Source organism: Mesorhizobium sp. WSM4308, from assembly GCF_002294905.1.
In the GTDB taxonomy this organism is placed as follows: domain Bacteria; phylum Pseudomonadota; class Alphaproteobacteria; order Rhizobiales; family Rhizobiaceae; genus Mesorhizobium.
In genome coordinates this window covers 174688-190521 of the sequence record NZ_NSFW01000005.1, presented here as the reverse complement: position 1 = coordinate 190521, position 15834 = coordinate 174688, and the positions used below count along the sequence as shown (strand labels likewise).

Annotated in this window: 17 protein-coding genes; 5 read left to right on the top strand and 12 right to left on the bottom strand. The window is 63.1% G+C overall.

Annotated elements, in window-relative coordinates; genetic code table 11:
• Positions 1 to 202 precede the first annotated feature (202 nt).
• Positions 203 to 1147: a carbohydrate kinase family protein gene (locus CK227_RS11340; protein WP_095770371.1), complete on the top strand. Its 945-nt coding sequence runs from the start codon at positions 203 to 205 to the stop codon at positions 1145 to 1147.
• A gap of 64 nt (positions 1148 to 1211) precedes the next feature.
• Positions 1212 to 2129: a pseudouridine-5'-phosphate glycosidase gene (locus CK227_RS11335; RefSeq protein ID WP_095770882.1), complete on the top strand. Its 918-nt coding sequence runs from the start codon at positions 1212 to 1214 to the stop codon at positions 2127 to 2129.
• A 180-nt stretch (positions 2130 to 2309) separates the two neighbouring features.
• Here CK227_RS11335 and CK227_RS11330 read toward each other — a convergent pair whose 3' ends face one another.
• Positions 2310 to 2633, bottom strand: a complete 324-nt coding sequence (locus CK227_RS11330; RefSeq protein ID WP_095770372.1) for a TfoX/Sxy family protein — start codon at positions 2631 to 2633, stop codon at positions 2310 to 2312.
• A gap of 89 nt (positions 2634 to 2722) precedes the next feature.
• On the opposite strand from CK227_RS11330, the gene CK227_RS11325 reads away from it, so the two are divergent.
• Positions 2723 to 3220 carry a GFA family protein gene (locus tag CK227_RS11325; RefSeq protein ID WP_095770373.1) on the top strand — a complete coding sequence of 166 codons (498 nt, stop codon included), beginning with the start codon at positions 2723 to 2725 and terminating at the stop codon, positions 3218 to 3220.
• Between the two features lie 153 nt (positions 3221 to 3373).
• Here the strand turns inward: CK227_RS11325 and sufA are convergent, their stop codons facing one another.
• The 7 genes from sufA to CK227_RS11290 all read right to left on the bottom strand — a co-directional run bounded on the left by sufA (position 3374) and on the right by CK227_RS11290 (position 10452).
• Positions 3374 to 3754, bottom strand: a complete 381-nt coding sequence (gene sufA, locus CK227_RS11320) for a Fe-S cluster assembly scaffold SufA (protein WP_013532156.1) — start codon at positions 3752 to 3754, stop codon at positions 3374 to 3376.
• A 102-nt stretch (positions 3755 to 3856) separates the two neighbouring features.
• Complete coding sequence (locus CK227_RS11315; RefSeq protein WP_095770883.1) at positions 3857 to 4249, bottom strand: SUF system Fe-S cluster assembly protein; 393 nt, start codon at positions 4247 to 4249, stop codon at positions 3857 to 3859.
• A gap of 5 nt (positions 4250 to 4254) precedes the next feature.
• The gene (locus CK227_RS11310) at positions 4255 to 5499 is read right to left on the bottom strand and encodes a cysteine desulfurase (RefSeq protein WP_095770884.1); all 1245 of its coding nucleotides are present in this window, start codon (positions 5497 to 5499) and stop codon (positions 4255 to 4257) included.
• Positions 5500 to 5503: 4 nt separating this feature from the next.
• A complete protein-coding gene (sufD, locus tag CK227_RS11305) occupies positions 5504 to 6772 on the bottom strand; it encodes a Fe-S cluster assembly protein SufD (RefSeq protein ID WP_095770885.1) in 1269 nt (422 codons plus the stop codon).
• A 25-nt stretch (positions 6773 to 6797) separates the two neighbouring features.
• Positions 6798 to 7553, bottom strand: coding sequence for a Fe-S cluster assembly ATPase SufC (gene sufC / locus CK227_RS11300; protein WP_015318168.1), 756 nt, complete (start codon positions 7551 to 7553; stop codon positions 6798 to 6800).
• A gap of 27 nt (positions 7554 to 7580) precedes the next feature.
• The gene (sufB, locus tag CK227_RS11295) at positions 7581 to 9098 is read right to left on the bottom strand and encodes a Fe-S cluster assembly protein SufB (protein ID WP_095770374.1); all 1518 of its coding nucleotides are present in this window, start codon (positions 9096 to 9098) and stop codon (positions 7581 to 7583) included.
• A 190-nt stretch (positions 9099 to 9288) separates the two neighbouring features.
• Complete coding sequence (locus CK227_RS11290) at positions 9289 to 10452, bottom strand: cysteine desulfurase family protein (protein ID WP_095770886.1); 1164 nt, start codon at positions 10450 to 10452, stop codon at positions 9289 to 9291.
• A 240-nt stretch (positions 10453 to 10692) separates the two neighbouring features.
• On the opposite strand from CK227_RS11290, the gene CK227_RS11285 reads away from it, so the two are divergent.
• A complete protein-coding gene (locus tag CK227_RS11285; protein ID WP_027046762.1) occupies positions 10693 to 11367 on the top strand; it encodes an alpha/beta hydrolase in 675 nt (224 codons plus the stop codon).
• Between the two features lie 21 nt (positions 11368 to 11388).
• Complete coding sequence (locus CK227_RS11280) at positions 11389 to 12039, top strand: FMN-binding negative transcriptional regulator (RefSeq protein ID WP_095770375.1); 651 nt, start codon at positions 11389 to 11391, stop codon at positions 12037 to 12039.
• Positions 12040 to 12051: 12 nt separating this feature from the next.
• On the opposite strand, the gene CK227_RS11275 is transcribed toward CK227_RS11280, so the two are convergent.
• The 4 genes from CK227_RS11275 to CK227_RS11260 all read right to left on the bottom strand — a co-directional run bounded on the left by CK227_RS11275 (position 12052) and on the right by CK227_RS11260 (position 15662).
• Complete coding sequence (locus CK227_RS11275; protein WP_245317949.1) at positions 12052 to 12786, bottom strand: phosphatase PAP2 family protein; 735 nt, start codon at positions 12784 to 12786, stop codon at positions 12052 to 12054.
• Between the two features lie 126 nt (positions 12787 to 12912).
• A complete protein-coding gene (locus tag CK227_RS11270) occupies positions 12913 to 14562 on the bottom strand; it encodes a glycosyltransferase family 39 protein (RefSeq protein ID WP_179296310.1) in 1650 nt (549 codons plus the stop codon).
• A gap of 40 nt (positions 14563 to 14602) precedes the next feature.
• Positions 14603 to 14935 carry a lipid-A-disaccharide synthase N-terminal domain-containing protein gene (locus CK227_RS11265; protein WP_010909058.1) on the bottom strand — a complete coding sequence of 111 codons (333 nt, stop codon included), beginning with the start codon at positions 14933 to 14935 and terminating at the stop codon, positions 14603 to 14605.
• On the bottom strand, positions 14928 to 15662 hold the full coding sequence (locus tag CK227_RS11260; RefSeq protein ID WP_095770377.1) for a glycosyltransferase family 2 protein: 735 nt from the start codon (positions 15660 to 15662) through the stop codon (positions 14928 to 14930). Before CK227_RS11260 ends, CK227_RS11265 begins: the two co-directional genes overlap by 8 nt.
• Between the last annotated feature and the right edge of the window lie 172 nt (positions 15663 to 15834).

The window sequence follows — 15834 nt, the reverse complement described above, 5'->3', positions numbered from 1 at the left end:
TGGCAAGAGGGATCAAATATCTGAAAAACAAGTCATATCCGGATTTGTTCTTTTTCCGTACCAAGAGATCGAACAGGAATGCACCCCGCATTGGGCCAGACTGCTCGGTTGTATCGATCCGCCGAATCGCCATCTTGCTGGCGAAGGCTATGACGCAGTCTAGCGCTTGTGCAGTTGCAATAACAAAGGGCATATCGCCGGCATGGTGAAATCCATAGAGATATTGGCCGTGGGCGGCGCCCATATCGACCGGCGCGGCCAGGTGTCAGGCACGTATGTGCCGGCGGCGTCCAATCCCGGCACGATGCGCGAGGACGTCGGCGGCGGCGTGTTCAACGCGCTGCGCAGCACGGTGCGGCGCGGCGTATCGGGCTCGCTGATGTCGATGCGCGGCGGCGATGCAGCGGCGGACACCATTTCGCGAGCCATCGCCGAGGCAGGCATCGCCGACCTGTCGGCGGTCTTCCTCGACCGCACGACGCCGAGCTACACCGCGCTGATCGATCGCGAGGGCGAGTTGATCGTCGGCTTTGCCGACATGGTGCTCTACGATCTGGCGTTTCCCAAGCAGATGAGACGGTCCAAGGTCCGCGAAGCGATCGCTGCCGCCGATGCCATCCTGTGCGACGCCAATCTGCCGTCGGCGGCACTGGAGCGGCTGGTTTCGCTTGCGGCCGGCAAGCCGGTGTATGCCATTGCCATCTCGCCGGCCAAGGTGGTGCGGCTGATACCGGTGCTCAGCGCGCTGGCGCTGGTCTTCATGAACCGGCGCGAAGCCGTCGCGCTGGCCGGCGTCAACGCAAACGCCGCCGAAGGAGATGTCGTCGACGGATTGCGATGCAGCGGCCTTGCCAGCGGCGTCGTGACGGCAGGCAGCGCGCCGGTGCTGGGTTTCGATGAAGCAGGCGCCTTTACGATCCAACCGCCTGCCCCGAGAAAAGTCGCTGACGTCACCGGCGCCGGCGACGCGCTGGCGGGTGCGACGGTGGCAGCCCTGCTGCGCGGCCTGCCGCTGCGCCAAGCCTTGCGCGAAGGCGTCGCGGCGGCGACGCTGGCCATCGAAAGCGCCGACGCCATCCCCGATTTTACCGCGGCGAGCTTCGCCGAAGCTCTGGCTCTTGTGCCGGACGCGCAGGAAGTGGCATGAGACCGGCAAATTCATAGTGCCGCTGTGTTGCCGGCATGCGCCGCACCGCGAGTTGGAGATCCAGATGACACCCGAAACCGCCCGCCCCTTCATCGACGTCCACGCACCAGTGGCGCAAGCCCTGGCCGCCGGGCGCCCGGTTGTGGCGCTGGAAAGCACCATCATCACCCATGGCATGCCCTACCCCGACAATGGCGCCATGGCAGCCAATGTCGAGAAGATCATCAGCGACGGCGGCGCCGTACCGGCGACGATCGCGGTGGTTGGCGGCCGCATCAAGATCGGCCTGTCTGACGGCGAGCGCGAATCGCTGGCCATGACCGGTGACGCCATGAAGCTGTCGCGCGCCGATCTCGGCTTCGCCGTCGCGCAAGGACGCACCGGCGGCACGACCGTCGCAGCCACCATGATCGCGGCTGAAATGGTTGGGATAAAGGTGTTCGCCACCGGCGGCATTGGCGGCGTGCACAAGGGCGCGGAGAAGAGTTTTGACATCTCCGCCGATCTCGACGAATTGGCACGCACGCCGGTGATCGTCGTCTCGGCCGGCGCCAAGGCCATCCTCGACATCGAAAAGACGCTGGAAGTGCTGGAGACGCGCGGTGTGCCTGTCGTCGGCCATGGCTGCGAGACGATGCCCGCCTTCTGGTCGCGGCAGTCGCCATTCCGCGCGCCGCTGACCTTGCACGGACCGGAAGAGATCGCGCATTTCTACCAGACCAGGGTTGCGCTGGGGCTCGGCGGCGGCATGCTGGTCGCCAATCCGGTGCCGGAAAACCAGGAAATCCCGGCCGAGGAGATGGCCGGCTACATCGAAGCCGCGCAAAAGGCCGCCGAGGCGCTCAACGTGACCGGCAAGGCGGTGACGCCGTTCCTGCTGGGAAAAATCCTGGAGTTGACCGGCGGCCGCAGCCTCAAGACCAACATCGCGCTGGTCGAAAACAATGCGCGGCTGGCGGCCGAGATCGCCAAGGCCCTGTAGGTTCAAGCGGCAAATGCCCCCTCACCCGGATTGCCAAGACCGAATTGCAAAAGAGCAATTCGGGGCAATCCGACCTCTCCCCGGGGGGAGAGGAGCTTGCAGCGCCGGCGCTTTCCTCTTCTCCCCAGCGGGAGAACGTGGCCGCGCAGCGGCCGGATGAGGGGCCTCGCGTGCGGGGATCTACTTGCCTGCGCGCCGCCCTGCCTCATAGGCGCGGCGTGCCCACACCGCCATCTCGTCGGGATCGTCAAAGGCGCTGTCGGGAATGCTCCAATAGGGCATGGCGACCAGCTTGCCGTGGCGCTTGCCGGTATAGGTCCATTGCTTGCAGCCCGCGGCTTCGAAATCGGGCGCGCTTTGCTCGTCGGCCTTGAGCAGCAATTCGCCGCGCAGCACGATGGCGACGATGACGCCGTCGAAATAGATGCCCTTGCCGCCGAACAGCCGGCGGATGCTGACCGGGCCTAGCCCTGAGAACAGTTCGGCGATGCGTTCATTGTCCATGCCGCGATCATGTCACCGGCATTTGACATTGTCATCGCGCAACCAGAACCATGCTGACAAGTTAAGCCCATTCCATCGGAGTTCTTGTCATGCCGCTTCTGCTCAAGGGGTCCTGCTGCTGCAACGCCGTGCGTTTCGAGGTGGAGAGCCACACGCCCGTGCCGTTCATGCTGTGCTACTGCTCGATCTGCCGCAAGCAGCAGGGTGGTGGCGGCTTCGCCATCAATCTCGGCGCCGATTACCAAACGCTGAACATCCGGGGCAAGAGAAGCCTTGGCGTCTACCGCGCCGAGATCGAGGACGACGAGCATCCGCACTGCGAGGTCTCGACCGGCGAGCGCAATTTCTGCCGCAAATGCGGCTCGGCGCTCTGGCTTTACGACCCGACCTGGCCGGACCTTGTGCATCCCTTCGCCTCGGCGATCGACAGCGACCTGCCGAAGCCGCCTGAAAAGGTGCATCTGATGCTGAAATACAAGGCGAACTGGGTCGAGCCCGATATCGGCAAGGGCGACAAGACGTTCGATGTCTATCCCGAGGAATCAATCGCCGACTGGCACAAGCGGACGGGGATGTGGGTGGAGTAAGGTCCTTCTCCCGTTTACGGGGAGAAGATGCCGGCAGGCAGATGAGGGGCGGCGCAGACTTTGGAAAGTGTGGTGCGAACCCGGATACGCTGGCGCTGCCCCTCATCCGTCACTTCGTGACACCTTCTCCCCGTGAACGGGGCGAAGGAGAGATCAGGCCGAGGCGCGTGCTTCCGCCAATGCCTTGAGATCGGCCGGCTTCAGTTCGACGGATTCGCCGCAGCCGCAGGCCGAACTCTGGTTCGGGTTGTGGAAGGTGAAACCGGTGCGCAGCGTCGTCTGCTCGAAATCCATCTCGGTGCCGAACAGGAAAAGCGCGGCCTCAGGCGCCACATAGACATGGGCGCCATCGCGCTCGATGTGGTCGTCCTTGGTGTTGGGCTCGGTCACCAGGTCGACCGTGTATTCCATGCCGGCGCAGCCGCCCTTCTTGATGCCCAAGCGAATGCCGTGCGCGTTGTCGCGCGTGGCGACGATCTCGCGCACCCGGTCCGCGGCCTTTTCGGTCATCGTGATGACGGCAAAGCGTCCCATTGTCTTTCCTTCTCCATTCCATGCAGGTTCAAGGCCTGCCGAATGATTCCTCACCTAAAATGGTGAAGTTTTACCCCTGGCGCAAGTGTACCAGGCTCGACGCTAGTACCAGCCCACCGCCACCTGAGCCTCTTCCGACATGCGGTCGGGCGACCAGGGCGGGTCGAAGGTCATGTTGACCTCGACGCCGGAGACGCCTTCGACGGCGCCGACGGCGTTTTCGACCCAGCCGGGCATTTCGCCGGCCACCGGGCAGCCCGGCGCGGTCAGCGTCATGTCGATCTTGACCGAACGGTCGTCCTCGATGTCGATCTTGTAGACGAGGCCGAGCTCGTAGATGTCGGCCGGGATTTCCGGATCGTAGACGGTCTTCAGCGCCGAGACGATGTCGTCGGTCAGCCGCGCCAGTTCGTCGGCGGGGATGGCCGTGGCGGAAACGACGCTGTTGGCGGCGGGTTCCGGAGTGGTCTCGGCAGTGATGCTCGCATCATCCATGATCGTCACCCAAAGAATTTGCGCGCTTTTTCAAGCGCCTCGGCCAAGGCGTCGACTTCGGCCCTGGTATTATACATGCCAAACGATGCCCTGCATGTGGAGGTTACGCCAAAGCGTTTCAACAGCGGCTGGGCGCAATGAGTGCCCGCACGGACTGCCACGCCCTGCCTGTCTATCACCATCGACACGTCATGGGCATGAATGCCCTGCAGTTCGAAGGAGATGATCGCGCCCTTGCCGGGCGCATCGCCAAAGATGCGCAGCGAATTGATGGCGCGCAGCCGCTCATGCGCGTAGGTCTTGAGGTCTTCCTCATGCGCCGCGATGCGCTCGCGGCCGATCTTTTCCATGTAGTCGAGGGCCGCACCCAGCCCGATTGCCTGGACGATCGGCGGCGTGCCGGCCTCGAAGCGATGCGGCGGCTCGTTGTAGGTGACGATGTCTTCCGTCACCTCCTCGATCATCTCGCCACCGCCCATGAAGGGCCGCATGCCCTGGAGAATGTCCTTCTTGCCGTAGAGCACGCCGATGCCGGAGGGCCCGTAGACCTTGTGGCCGGTGAAGACGAAGAAGTCGCAGTCAAGATCCTGCACGTCGATCGGCATGTGCACGGCGCTCTGGCTGCCGTCGACCAGCACGGGAATTCCACGCGCATGCGCGATGCGCACGATCTCCTTGATCGGCGTCACCGTGCCCAGCGCATTCGACATCTGCGTGATGGCGACGAGCTTGGTGCGATCGGTCAGCCGCTTCTCGAATTCCTCGATGTGGAAGGCGCCGAGATCGTCGACCGGCACCCAGACCAGTTTGGCGCCCTGCCGCTCGCGGATGAAATGCCAGGGAACGATGTTGGAGTGGTGCTCCATGATCGACAGCACGATCTCGTCGCCCTCGCCGATATTGGGCATGCCATAGCCATAGGCGACGGTGTTGATCGCCGAGGTGGTGTTCGAGGTGAAGACGATGTTGTCGGTGCTTGGCGCATTGAGGAAGCGGCGCACTGTCTCTCGCGCCTTTTCATAGGCGTCGGTCGCCGCGTTGGACAGGAAATGCAGGCCGCGATGGACGTTGGCGTATTCCTGGGAATAGGCATGCTGGATCGTGTCCAGCACCACCTGCGGCTTCTGCGCCGAGGCGCCGTTGTCGAGATAGACCAGCTTCTTGCCGTAGACTTCACGCGACAGGATCGGGAAGTCGCGGCGGATCGCCTCGACGTCGTAGAAATCTCCGATCTTGCCTGGAGCGTTCATCATCTCACCCGTGCGTTACGAACCATTCGTCGAGCCTGGCTTCCAGCGCCTCGACGATCGTCTCGTCGTCCAGTTCCTCGATCACCTCAGCGACGAAGGCCTTGACGAGCAGGCCGCGAGCAGACTTCTCGTCAACGCCGCGCGCCATCAGGTAGAACAGATGGTCGTGGTCGATCTCGGTCACCGTCGCGCCATGGCCGCAGACGACGTCGTCAGCGAAGATTTCGAGCTCAGGCTTGGTCGAGAACTCGCCATCATCCGACAACAGCAGCGTGTTGCAGGCCATCTTGGCGTTGGTCTTCTGCGCATATTGGTGGACATTGATGCGGCCCTGGAAGACGCCGCGCGCCTTACCCGTCACCACGTTGCGGATCACTTCCGTCGAGGTCGTGTGCGGCACGGCGTGGTCGAGCACCATTGTCACGTCGCCATGGGTATCACCGGCCAGAAGGTTGATGCCGCGCAGTTTGAAATCGGCGCCTTCGCCAGTCGTCTTGACCATGACCTCCTGGCGCACAAGCTTGCCGCCGGCGTTCATGACAAACAGCGTCAGTTTCGCGTTCTTGCCGATATGGGCCTTGAACTGCGCCAGATGGGTCGCCGTCTCCGGCTGCTGCTGGACAATCAGCCATGTCACCTCGGCGCCCTCGCCGAGCACCAGCTGGCTGACCGAACTGACCAGCGCGGCGCCATCACCAGCCTGACGCTCGACGATGACGGCCTTGGAGGCAGCGCCGACGCGAACGGCCAAGCGCACATGGGTCTGGCCGCCGGCCTGCACATTCTGCAGCTCGATCGGCTTTTCAAGTTCCGTGCCATCGGCGATGTCGACAAAATAACCGTCGGCGACGAAAGCGGTGTTCAGCGCGCCTATGGCATCGTCGCTGCCATAGGGATCGAGCCCCGGCGCGATGCTGCCATCAACCAGCTTTTCCGACAGGCTTTGCACGGTGACACCGTCAAGGACCGGTACCTTCACATCGGATTTGCCGTTCAGGACCGGCAGGACGGCGGAGCCTTCGACGATCGGCGCGAAAACCTTGGCCATGGCGGCCGGGTCGAAATCCGGCACAACATTCAACAGCCGGCGCAGATCGGTGTAGTGCCAAGATTCGACACGCCGCGTCGGCAGGCCGTGCTTGATCGCCTCGATCGCGTCGTCGCGCTTCAGCATCACCGCGCCGTCGCCCGGCAGCAGCGACAGCCGGTCGCCGAACGCGTCGATCAACGCTGTCTCGGCCGGTGTCCGCTGCGGTTGTGTGTGCATATTCATCAGTTTGACCTTGCCTTCTGGCATCTCACGCGGCTTCGCCGATCACGCCGGCATAGCCATTGGCCTCGAGGTCGAGCGCCAGCGACTTGTCGCCGGATTTGATGACCTGGCCCTTGTAGAGCACATGCACGCTATCGGGCACGATGTGTTCAAGCAGCCGCTGGTAATGGGTGATGACCAGGAACGCCCGGTCGGGCGCGCGCAGCGCGTTGACGCCATCGGAAACGATCTTCAGCGCATCGATGTCGAGGCCGGAATCGGTCTCGTCCAGCACGCAAAGTTTCGGCTCCAATAGCTTCATCTGCAGGATCTCGGCGCGCTTCTTCTCGCCGCCGGAGAAGCCGACATTGAGCGGCCGCTTCAGCATCGCCATGTCCATGCTGAGCGAGGCGGCGGCTTCCTTCACCCGCTTCAGGAATTCCGGGATCTTCAGCGGCTCCTCGCCGCGCGCCTTGCGCTGCTCGTTCATCGCCACCTTCAGGAATTCCATGGTCGCCACACCCGGTATCTCCATCGGATACTGGAAGGCGAGGAAAATGCCCGACGTGGCGCGCTCGGCCGGATCCATCTCCAGGATCGACTGGCCGTTGTAGAGGATGTCGCCCTCGGTCACCTCATAGTCCTCGCGGCCGGCGAGGATATAGGACAGCGTCGACTTGCCCGAGCCGTTCGGGCCCATTATCGCGGCGACCTCGCCGGCCTTCACCGTCAGGTTCAGGCCGCGGATGATTTCGGTGCCGTCATCGACGATGCGGGCGTGCAGGTTCTTGATCTCAAGCATTCTTTTGTTTCCTGAATATCTGTCCGGTCAGCCGACCGAGCCCTCAAGCGAGATACCGATCAGCTTCTGCGCCTCGACGGCAAACTCCATCGGCAGCTGCTGGATGACGTCCTTGACGAAGCCGTTGACGATCAGCGCGATGGCTTCCTCCTCGGGAATGCCGCGCTGCATGACGTAGAACTTCTGGTCCTCGGAAATCTTGGACGTCGTCGCCTCGTGCTCGAACTGCGCCGTCGAGTTCTTGGCTTCCATGTAAGGCACGGTATGCGCGCCGCACTGGTCGCCGATCAGCAGACTGTCGCAATTGGTGAAGTTGCGGGCATTGGTCGCCTTGCGGTGCGCTGAGACCTGGCCGCGATAAGTGTTCTGCGAGAAGCCGGCGGCGATGCCCTTGGAGATGATGCGGCTCGACGTGTTCTTGCCGAGATGGATCATCTTGGTGCCGCTATCGACCTGCTGATAGCCGTTGGACACGGCGATCGAATAGAATTCGCCTGAGGAATCGTCGCCGCGCAGGATGCAGCTCGGATATTTCCAGGTAATCGCCGAGCCGGTCTCGACCTGCGTCCACGAGATCTTCGAACGGTCGCCACGGCAATCGCCGCGCTTGGTGACGAAATTGTAGATGCCGCCCTTGCCCTCGGCGTCGCCGGGGTACCAGTTCTGCACCGTCGAATATTTGATCTCGGCATCGTCGAGCGCCACCAGTTCGACGACCGCCGCATGCAGTTGGTTCTCGTCGCGCTGCGGCGCGGTGCAGCCCTCGAGATAGGAGACGTAAGCCCCCTCCTCGGCGATGATCAGCGTGCGCTCGAACTGGCCGGTGTTCTTCTCGTTCATGCGGAAATAGGTCGACAGCTCCATCGGGCAGCGCACGCCTTTGGGCACGAAGACGAAGGAGCCGTCGGTGAACACGGCCGAATTCAGCGTGGCGTAGAAATTATCCGATGTCGGCACGACCGAGCCGAGATATTTCCGCACCAGTTCCGGATGCTCGCGGATGGCTTCCGAGATCGAGCAGAAGATGACGCCGGCCTGCGCCAGCTCCTTCTTGAAGGTGGTGACGACGGATACGGAATCGAACACCGCGTCGACGGCGACGCGGCCGGATTTGTAGACGTTGTCGCTGGGCTCCTCGAGATCGGAAGCATCGGTCTTCTGCACGCCGGCAAGGATTTCCTGCTCGCGCAGCGGAATGCCGAGCTTTTCGTAGACCTTCAAGAGTTCGGGATCGACATCGCTGAGCGAGGACGGGCCGGGCGTGCTCTTGGGCGCCGCATAATAGTAGATGTCCTGGAAATCGATCTTCGGATAGTGGACGCGCGCCCAGGTCGGCTCGTCCAGCGTCAGCCAGCGCCGATAGGCTTCCAGACGCCATTCCAGCATCCAGGATGGCTCGTCTTTCTTGGCCGAAATGAAACGGATGATGTCTTCGCTCAGGCCCTTGGGAGCCTTGTCGACAGCGATTTCAGTCTGGAATCCATATTTGTATTGGTCGACGTCGATCTTTCGGACCCGATCGATCGTGTCCTGCACAGCAGGCATATGCGTTCTCCATCCACGCCGGGGTCAAGGCCCGGCAGTTTTCAAACTATGGCACCGCCAACGGCAGCCCCTGGAGGCGCCGGAAGTGGCGTAAGTTCCATATAGTGCGTTTCGACCGGAAATTCACCCGGCCACTTGCAAACGCACGGCTCTACCAGGCTGCGAAGCCTGAATTCCTTTTTCACCGCGTTCAGGCGGCCTGTTCCCTGCCCGCCCGGCGCTGGGCAATTCCCGCCAGCGCGGTGCGGAACAATTCAATGTCCTCGGCGCCCGTCGCAGCACCGATCGACACGCGCAAGGCGCCAAGACTGTCGCCATAGCCCATGGCTTTCAGCACGTGGCTCGGCCCGACCTTGCCCGACGAACAGGCGGAGCCGGCCGACAGCGCCACACCGGCGAGATCAAAGGCGATCTGCGCGGTTTCGGCCTTGATGCCCGCAATAGCGAAGAATGTCGTGTTGGCAAGCCTTGGCGCGTCGGTTCCAAAGATTTCCGCCTCCGGCACCAGCATTTTCACGATCGCTTCGATCTCGTCGCGTCGCTGGCGCACCGCATCGATCGCCGGCAGTCCGGCCAGCGCTTCGCGCGCGGCGGCACCAAAGCCTGATATGGCGGCGAGATTTTCGGTTCCGCCGCGATGGCCCTTTTCCTGGCCGCCGCCATTGATCAGGGGCTTCGGCATCATCAGATCGGCGGCGGCGGCGATGGCACCAACACCCTTGGGACCGCCGATCTTGTGCGAAGACAGAATCAAATAATCGGCGTAACCCGCTGATATGTCGATGGAAACGCGGCCGGCGGCCTGAACCGCGTCGACGACAAGAATGCCGCCCGCGGCCTTGACGATTTCGGCGATGCGAGCGATCGGCTGGATCACGCCGGTCTCGTTGTTGGCGGCGTGGATCGCGACCAGCGGCAGACCATCGGCCTTGTCATGACCTGCAAGTGCCGCGGCCAAGGCGGCAAGGTCGGCAATGCCGTTGGCATCGACGCCGATGCGCGTCACTTGCCCCGCCGGGAAGCGTCCGCCATTCAGCAGGCAAGGATGATCGGCCTCGCAGACGTAGAGCCGGCTCATGCGCACGCTGCCGCGCCCCATCTGCCAATCGGGGGTCAGCAGCGTCGAGGCAGCTTCGGTCGCACCGGAGGTGAACACGACATGTTCGGGCCTGGCATTCACCAGAGCCGCGACCTCGCGCCTTGCCGTCTCGATCAGGCGCCGCGCGGCGCGGCCTTCGGCATGGACCGATGATGGGTTGGCCGCCACGTCAAGCGCCGCGACCATAGCCTCGCGCGCCGCTGGGAGCAGCGGTGCACTGGCATTGTAGTCGAGATAGGCGCGTTTTGCGGCCATTTTCGTCCAGTTGATCCCGTCAGAAGCCATTCGGTCGTCGTATGGCGTTATTTCCTTGAAATTCCAAGGCGAGCCGTCCTATTTACGCGGCTTGCGGCGCGGGTGGCCGGGCTCGACGTCTGGCCACTCAGTTTTGAATAGTTCTAAACTAGCTTCTAAGAAGACGCTCGCCCTGCGTCAAGGCCAGAGGAAGGTCCGTTCCGGGCGCCGCGCATTCGTATTACCCAAGTGGAGTATTTTATGCCTGAGGTCATTTTCACCGGTCCGGCCGGCCGCCTGGAGGGACGCTACCAGCCCTCCAAGGAAAAGAGCGCGCCGATCGCCATCGTCTTGCATCCGCATCCGCAATTCGGCGGCACGATGAACAACAAGATCGTCTACGACCTCTTCTATATGTTCCAGAAGCGCGATTTCACCACGCTGCGCTTCAATTTCCGCGGCATCGGCCGCAGCCAGGGCGAATTCGACCACGGCACCGGCGAGTTGTCGGATGCCGCCGCCGCACTCGACTGGGTCCAGTCGCTGCACCCGGATTCCAAGAGCTGCTGGGTCGCCGGCTATTCGTTCGGCTCGTGGATCGGCATGCAGCTCTTGATGCGCCGGCCCGAGATCGAGGGCTTCATCTCGATCGCGCCGCAACCCAACACCTATGACTTCTCGTTCCTGGCGCCCTGCCCGTCGTCGGGCCTGATCATCCATGGCGATGCCGACAAGGTGGCGCCGCCGAAGGACGTGCAAGGCCTGGTCGACAAGCTGCACACGCAGAAGGGCATCACCATCACGCAGAAGACCCTGCCCGGCGCCAACCACTTCTTCGCCAACCACGCCGATCTTTTGATCGAGGAATGCGCCGACTATCTCGATCGCCGGCTGGCGGGCGAATTGTCCGATCCACGGCCCAAGCGGCTGAGATAAGCAGGAAAGGCGCCAGCGCCGATGTACGAGCCTCCCCATTTCCAGGAAACGCGGCCCGACGTGCTGCATGGACTGATCAGGGCGCATCCGCTCGGCATGCTGATCTCGAACGGGCCTGACGGCCCGGTCGCCAACGCCATTCCCTTCCTGCTCGACGCCGCAGCGGCGCCGAACGGCAGAATGCGGGCTCACCTAGCCAAGGCAAACCCACACTGGCGCCTCATTGCCGACAATCCGGCATCGCCCGTGCTGATCGTCTTCCAGGGCGCCGACGCCTATGTGACGCCCTCCTGGTACGAGACCAAGCGCGAGACCGGCAAGGTGGTGCCGACCTGGAATTATGCCATCGTGCAGGTGCGCGGCACCGCAAAGGTGATCGACGACCAGGCGTGGCTGGCGCAGCAGATTGGCGATCTGACCAATTCCCAGGAAGGTGCCCGCGAGGCACCCTGGGCAGTGACCGATGCGCCGCCGCCCTTCATCCAGTCGCAGATCAAGGGCATTATCGGGCTGGAGATCGAGATCAGCGAGATCCACGGCAAGTGGAAGGTCAGCCAGAACCGCCCCGTCGCCGATCGCACCGGCGTGGCGCAGGGACTGGAAAGCGAAGTCGCCGACGCATCCGACATGGTTCGCCTGGTAAGATCCTACGGCGGCCTGGACAACATTTAATCCGGCAAAGACTTATCTGTCCGGTGCAATCAGCCGGAAGGATGCCTTGCGGACCGGCAACCCTGACGGCGTCGGACGGAAGATGAAGCCGAGCCGGGCAAAGACCAGCCCGCAAGCCAACGCGAAGGCGCAGCCAAGGCCGAAGCCGGCCACCGTGTCGCTCGGATAGTGCGCGCCGACGAAAACCCTGGTCGAGGCGAGACAGGCGGTGATCACCAGCGCGATGTACCAACGCCGCGGAAACAAAAGCAGGAGAACGCCGAACACCGCCCCCATTGTCGTGGCATGGCCGGATGGAAAACCGGCGAAGCGCGCGTCAAAGGCGAAGGGGTGCAGGGCGAGCACGCCAAAATCCTGGAAGTAGAGCGGGCGGGCCCGGCCGATCGCATATTTCAGGACATTGACCAGCAGGCCCGACAGGCCGACAGCGCTCAGCACCAGAAAAGCTAGGCAAGTCCAGTTGTAGACGAGCATCAGCGATCGCCGTGAAAGGCTGCGCCAATCGGTCAGATTGGCCCCAACGAGCAGAAGCGCCGACGGGATCAGGTACCAGCCACCGAGAGCGAACTGGGTGAGGAATTCAGCCACCCCGGCTCCCGGCCATTGGCCATGGACCAACCCTGCCGGTGTATCGAGGCGAACAAAGGCCGCCGCCGTCAGCAACACCCAAACGACGACCCAGACCGGCCATGCGATGTTGGGGTAACGCGCGGGACGAGTGGCAAAGCGCCCTCTCACGATCCGCATGGTGTCGCGAAAATTGCTCAGGGACCGTCGCCCTACCCCAAGGAGCCGACCGGAAACTGAAGGGCGCGATTCTACGAGCATTGGGAATTCGACCCCATTGTTGCCGTCATGGGCATCGACGAGCCGTCATGGGACCACACGGTAGAGGCCGAGCGACAATTTGTCTCCCGACGAATAGTTGAGGCCGTCGATCTCCGCGACCCGTTTCACCGATTTGCCTGGCACCGACAGCATGCCATTCAGTTTCTGCTCGTCCTCGATCGGCGCCAGCCCTAGCGCGCAGGCAGGATCGGCAAGCAGATGCTGCGCCACGCCGCCGACATCGGTCAGCACCGTTTTCGTGCCGACCAGGAACACCAGGCTCGGCTCCTGATACCGCGCCGAGGCCAGCACCGTCGTGTCGCAAGGCTTGTTGGCAAGCACCGCCTGCTTGATCGCCGGGCTCAGCCAGATCGGTTTCAGCGATGGGGCGATGACGCCGAACAGCAAGGCATAGGTGATGCCGGCACAGGCCGCGGTGGCTCCGATGCGGGGCAACGGCACCTGCAGCTGCCGCGAAAACGCGAAATAGCCCGTACCCAATGCGGCGGCCGCCGCCGGTATGCTCCACCAGGAGAAGCTGTGGGTGAGATAGATCGGCGCCCCGATGCAAACCGCCGCCAGTCCAAGGCTGACCACGACCAAGCCGAAGGCGGTCGACCACCACAGCCACTGCTGCCAGCGCTTCAGCGGCGCATTGGCGTCCTCGGGCTGCAATGTCAGCAGCCAGCCGATCAGCAGCGCCATGCCGGGATAGGCCGGGAGCACATAATGCGGCAGCTTGGTCGGGATCAGCTCGAACACCAGCCAGAACGGGATGTACCAGGCGAGGCAGAAGCGCAGCCTGACATCGTCGCGCAGGCGGTTGAGGGCCTGGAGGCCGGCGCCGACCGCGATCAGCCCGAACGGCCACATGAACAGCGAATAGGTCAGCATGTAGAAGCCCGGCGGCAGGCCGTGTGATTCCTCGCCCGACGCGACCTTGCCGAGCATGTCCTTGCCGACGGCTTGCTGCAGGAAAGCGCCATGGCTTTTCCAGGTGATCGCGGCAAGCCAGGGCAGCGCGACCACCACGACGAGCAACAGGCCGCGTCCGACCCTGAGCTTCGACAGCCAGCGCCCGTCACGCTCGAAGGCGAACAGCACCGCGATGGTCAGCGCCGACAACAGCGGCGCGATCGGCCCCTTGATGAGGATCGCCGCGCCTTGCGCGATCCAGAAAATCCACCAGAGATGGCCGGCGACCGGTTCGTTGCGGCGCGATGCGAGATAGATCTGCGCCAGCGCACCTTGCGCCGCCACGCAGCAGGCAAGCAGCATCGCATCGGTCTTGGCGTCGCGCCCTTCGAAGGCCGTGGCGAAGATCGCAGCCATCACCAGGCCGGCGGCGATACCGGCACTGGCGCCGAAAAGATTGGTCCCCGTCCAGGCGATCGCCAGCACCGCAATGGCAATGCCCAGTGCCGAGATCGTGCGATAGACCCAGATCGGCGCCTCGGCGCCTGTGCCGCTCAGCGTCACCGCCGCCGACTGCAGCCAGTAGATACCGATCGGCTTCTGGTAGCGCGAGGCCTCCTGGAAGCGGATGTCGACATAGTCGCCGCTCTCGGCCATCTGCTTGGTCGCCTGGACGAAGCGCGACTCGTCCCGGTCGATCGGCGGCAGCGATGCCAGCCCCGAGAGCGTCATCACCAGGCTGAACAGGAAAAGAAGAATGTAGTTCCTGTTCAACGCCATGCATCAGCCTCTCTAACCATTTTTCGACGTGACGGGCCGCTCAATCGACCTTGGTCATCGCCGCCTTGCGCTCATTGGCGATCAGCCAGAGATTTCTGATGTAGATAAACATGCCCATGGCCTGGCCAGCGATGAACACCGGATCCTGGCGCTGGATGGCATAGATCAGAAGCAGACCGCCGCCGAACAAGGAGAAGAACCAGAAGGCCACCGGCACGACGCTGCGCTTGGCCTTTTCCGAGGCGAGCCATTGCACGACGAAGCGCATGGTGAAGAAGAACTGCGCAACGAAGCCGAGCAGGATCCACGCATCGAATTGCTTGATGAAAACCTGGTGAAGCCAGGTCCCCAGTTCCTGAAGCACGTTAAACACGCTTGATTTCCTCTACTTTTGGCATCCTGCGGCGTCGGCGGCGCAGCCACCAGACACCGCCGAGATCGAGCGCGCCCTGCAGGCCACGGTCGAAAATGCCGTAGTTCGACTTGCCGTGACGGCGCGAGCGGTCGACGACATCGCAATGCACGACGCGATAGCCTTCCTGGATGACCAGGGCTGGGACGAAGCGGTGCGTGCCGTCGAAGAAGGGCAGTTTGCGCAGGATATCGGTGTGGACAGCCTTCAGGCCGCAGCCCGTATCACGCGTCTCGTCATGCAAGATGGCGTTTCTCAGCCAGTTGGCGAAGCGAGACGCCAGCTGCTTGACCTTGCTGTCGCGGCGCTTGAGGCGCTGGCCCTGGGCGGCGCCGAAATCCGGCCCGGCCTGCCGCAGGGCGTCGACCAGCACCGGAATGTATTGCGGATCATTCTGGCCGTCGCCGTCTATGGTGGCGACGATGCCGCCGCGCGCCGCCCAGGCGCCCGAGCGCACGGAAAGGCTCTGGCCGGCGGATTTCTGGTGCCGCAATTCCCGCACTGGAAAAGAGCGAAGTGCCGTCTGTTCGGCAAGCACGGCATCCGTCTCGTCGGTCGAGCCGTCATTGACGATGATCAGTTCGAAGTCGCGCCCGGCCATCGCCGCCTCGATCTCGTCGATCAAGAGCGGCAGGTTTGCCGCCTCGTTCCTGCAAGGAATGACGATGGATATCAATGCGTCCGGCATGTCGCGTCGGGGCTCTGTCGTGGAATGTGGCATTGATGGATGCCGTGCGGTGCCGCTCGAGGTCGTGGGCTGCAAGAACCTTTGGCGCGGCGCCTCATTACGCCAGCCGAAACGATGAAGCAAGCATGACGGCATTATCCGTGCGGGCCGCAAAACCGGATTTCCACTTCTG

Coding starts and splice junctions, on each gene's coding strand:
- CK227_RS11340 (WP_095770371.1), top strand. CDS start 203: ATGGTGAAATCCATAGAGATATTGGCCGTGGGCGGCGCCCATATCGAC.
- CK227_RS11335 (WP_095770882.1), top strand. CDS start 1,212: ATGACACCCGAAACCGCCCGCCCCTTCATCGACGTCCACGCACCAGTG.
- CK227_RS11330 (WP_095770372.1), bottom strand. CDS start 2,633: ATGGACAATGAACGCATCGCCGAACTGTTCTCAGGGCTAGGCCCGGTC.
- CK227_RS11325 (WP_095770373.1), top strand. CDS start 2,723: ATGCCGCTTCTGCTCAAGGGGTCCTGCTGCTGCAACGCCGTGCGTTTC.
- sufA (WP_013532156.1), bottom strand. CDS start 3,754: ATGGGACGCTTTGCCGTCATCACGATGACCGAAAAGGCCGCGGACCGG.
- CK227_RS11315 (WP_095770883.1), bottom strand. CDS start 4,249: ATGGATGATGCGAGCATCACTGCCGAGACCACTCCGGAACCCGCCGCC.
- CK227_RS11310 (WP_095770884.1), bottom strand. CDS start 5,499: ATGAACGCTCCAGGCAAGATCGGAGATTTCTACGACGTCGAGGCGATC.
- sufD (WP_095770885.1), bottom strand. CDS start 6,772: ATGAATATGCACACACAACCGCAGCGGACACCGGCCGAGACAGCGTTG.
- sufC (WP_015318168.1), bottom strand. CDS start 7,553: ATGCTTGAGATCAAGAACCTGCACGCCCGCATCGTCGATGACGGCACC.
- sufB (WP_095770374.1), bottom strand. CDS start 9,098: ATGCCTGCTGTGCAGGACACGATCGATCGGGTCCGAAAGATCGACGTC.
- CK227_RS11290 (WP_095770886.1), bottom strand. CDS start 10,452: ATGGCCGCAAAACGCGCCTATCTCGACTACAATGCCAGTGCACCGCTG.
- CK227_RS11285 (WP_027046762.1), top strand. CDS start 10,693: ATGCCTGAGGTCATTTTCACCGGTCCGGCCGGCCGCCTGGAGGGACGC.
- CK227_RS11280 (WP_095770375.1), top strand. CDS start 11,389: ATGTACGAGCCTCCCCATTTCCAGGAAACGCGGCCCGACGTGCTGCAT.
- CK227_RS11275 (WP_245317949.1), bottom strand. CDS start 12,786: ATGCGGATCGTGAGAGGGCGCTTTGCCACTCGTCCCGCGCGTTACCCC.
- CK227_RS11270 (WP_179296310.1), bottom strand. CDS start 14,562: ATGGCGTTGAACAGGAACTACATTCTTCTTTTCCTGTTCAGCCTGGTG.
- CK227_RS11260 (WP_095770377.1), bottom strand. CDS start 15,662: ATGCCGGACGCATTGATATCCATCGTCATTCCTTGCAGGAACGAGGCG.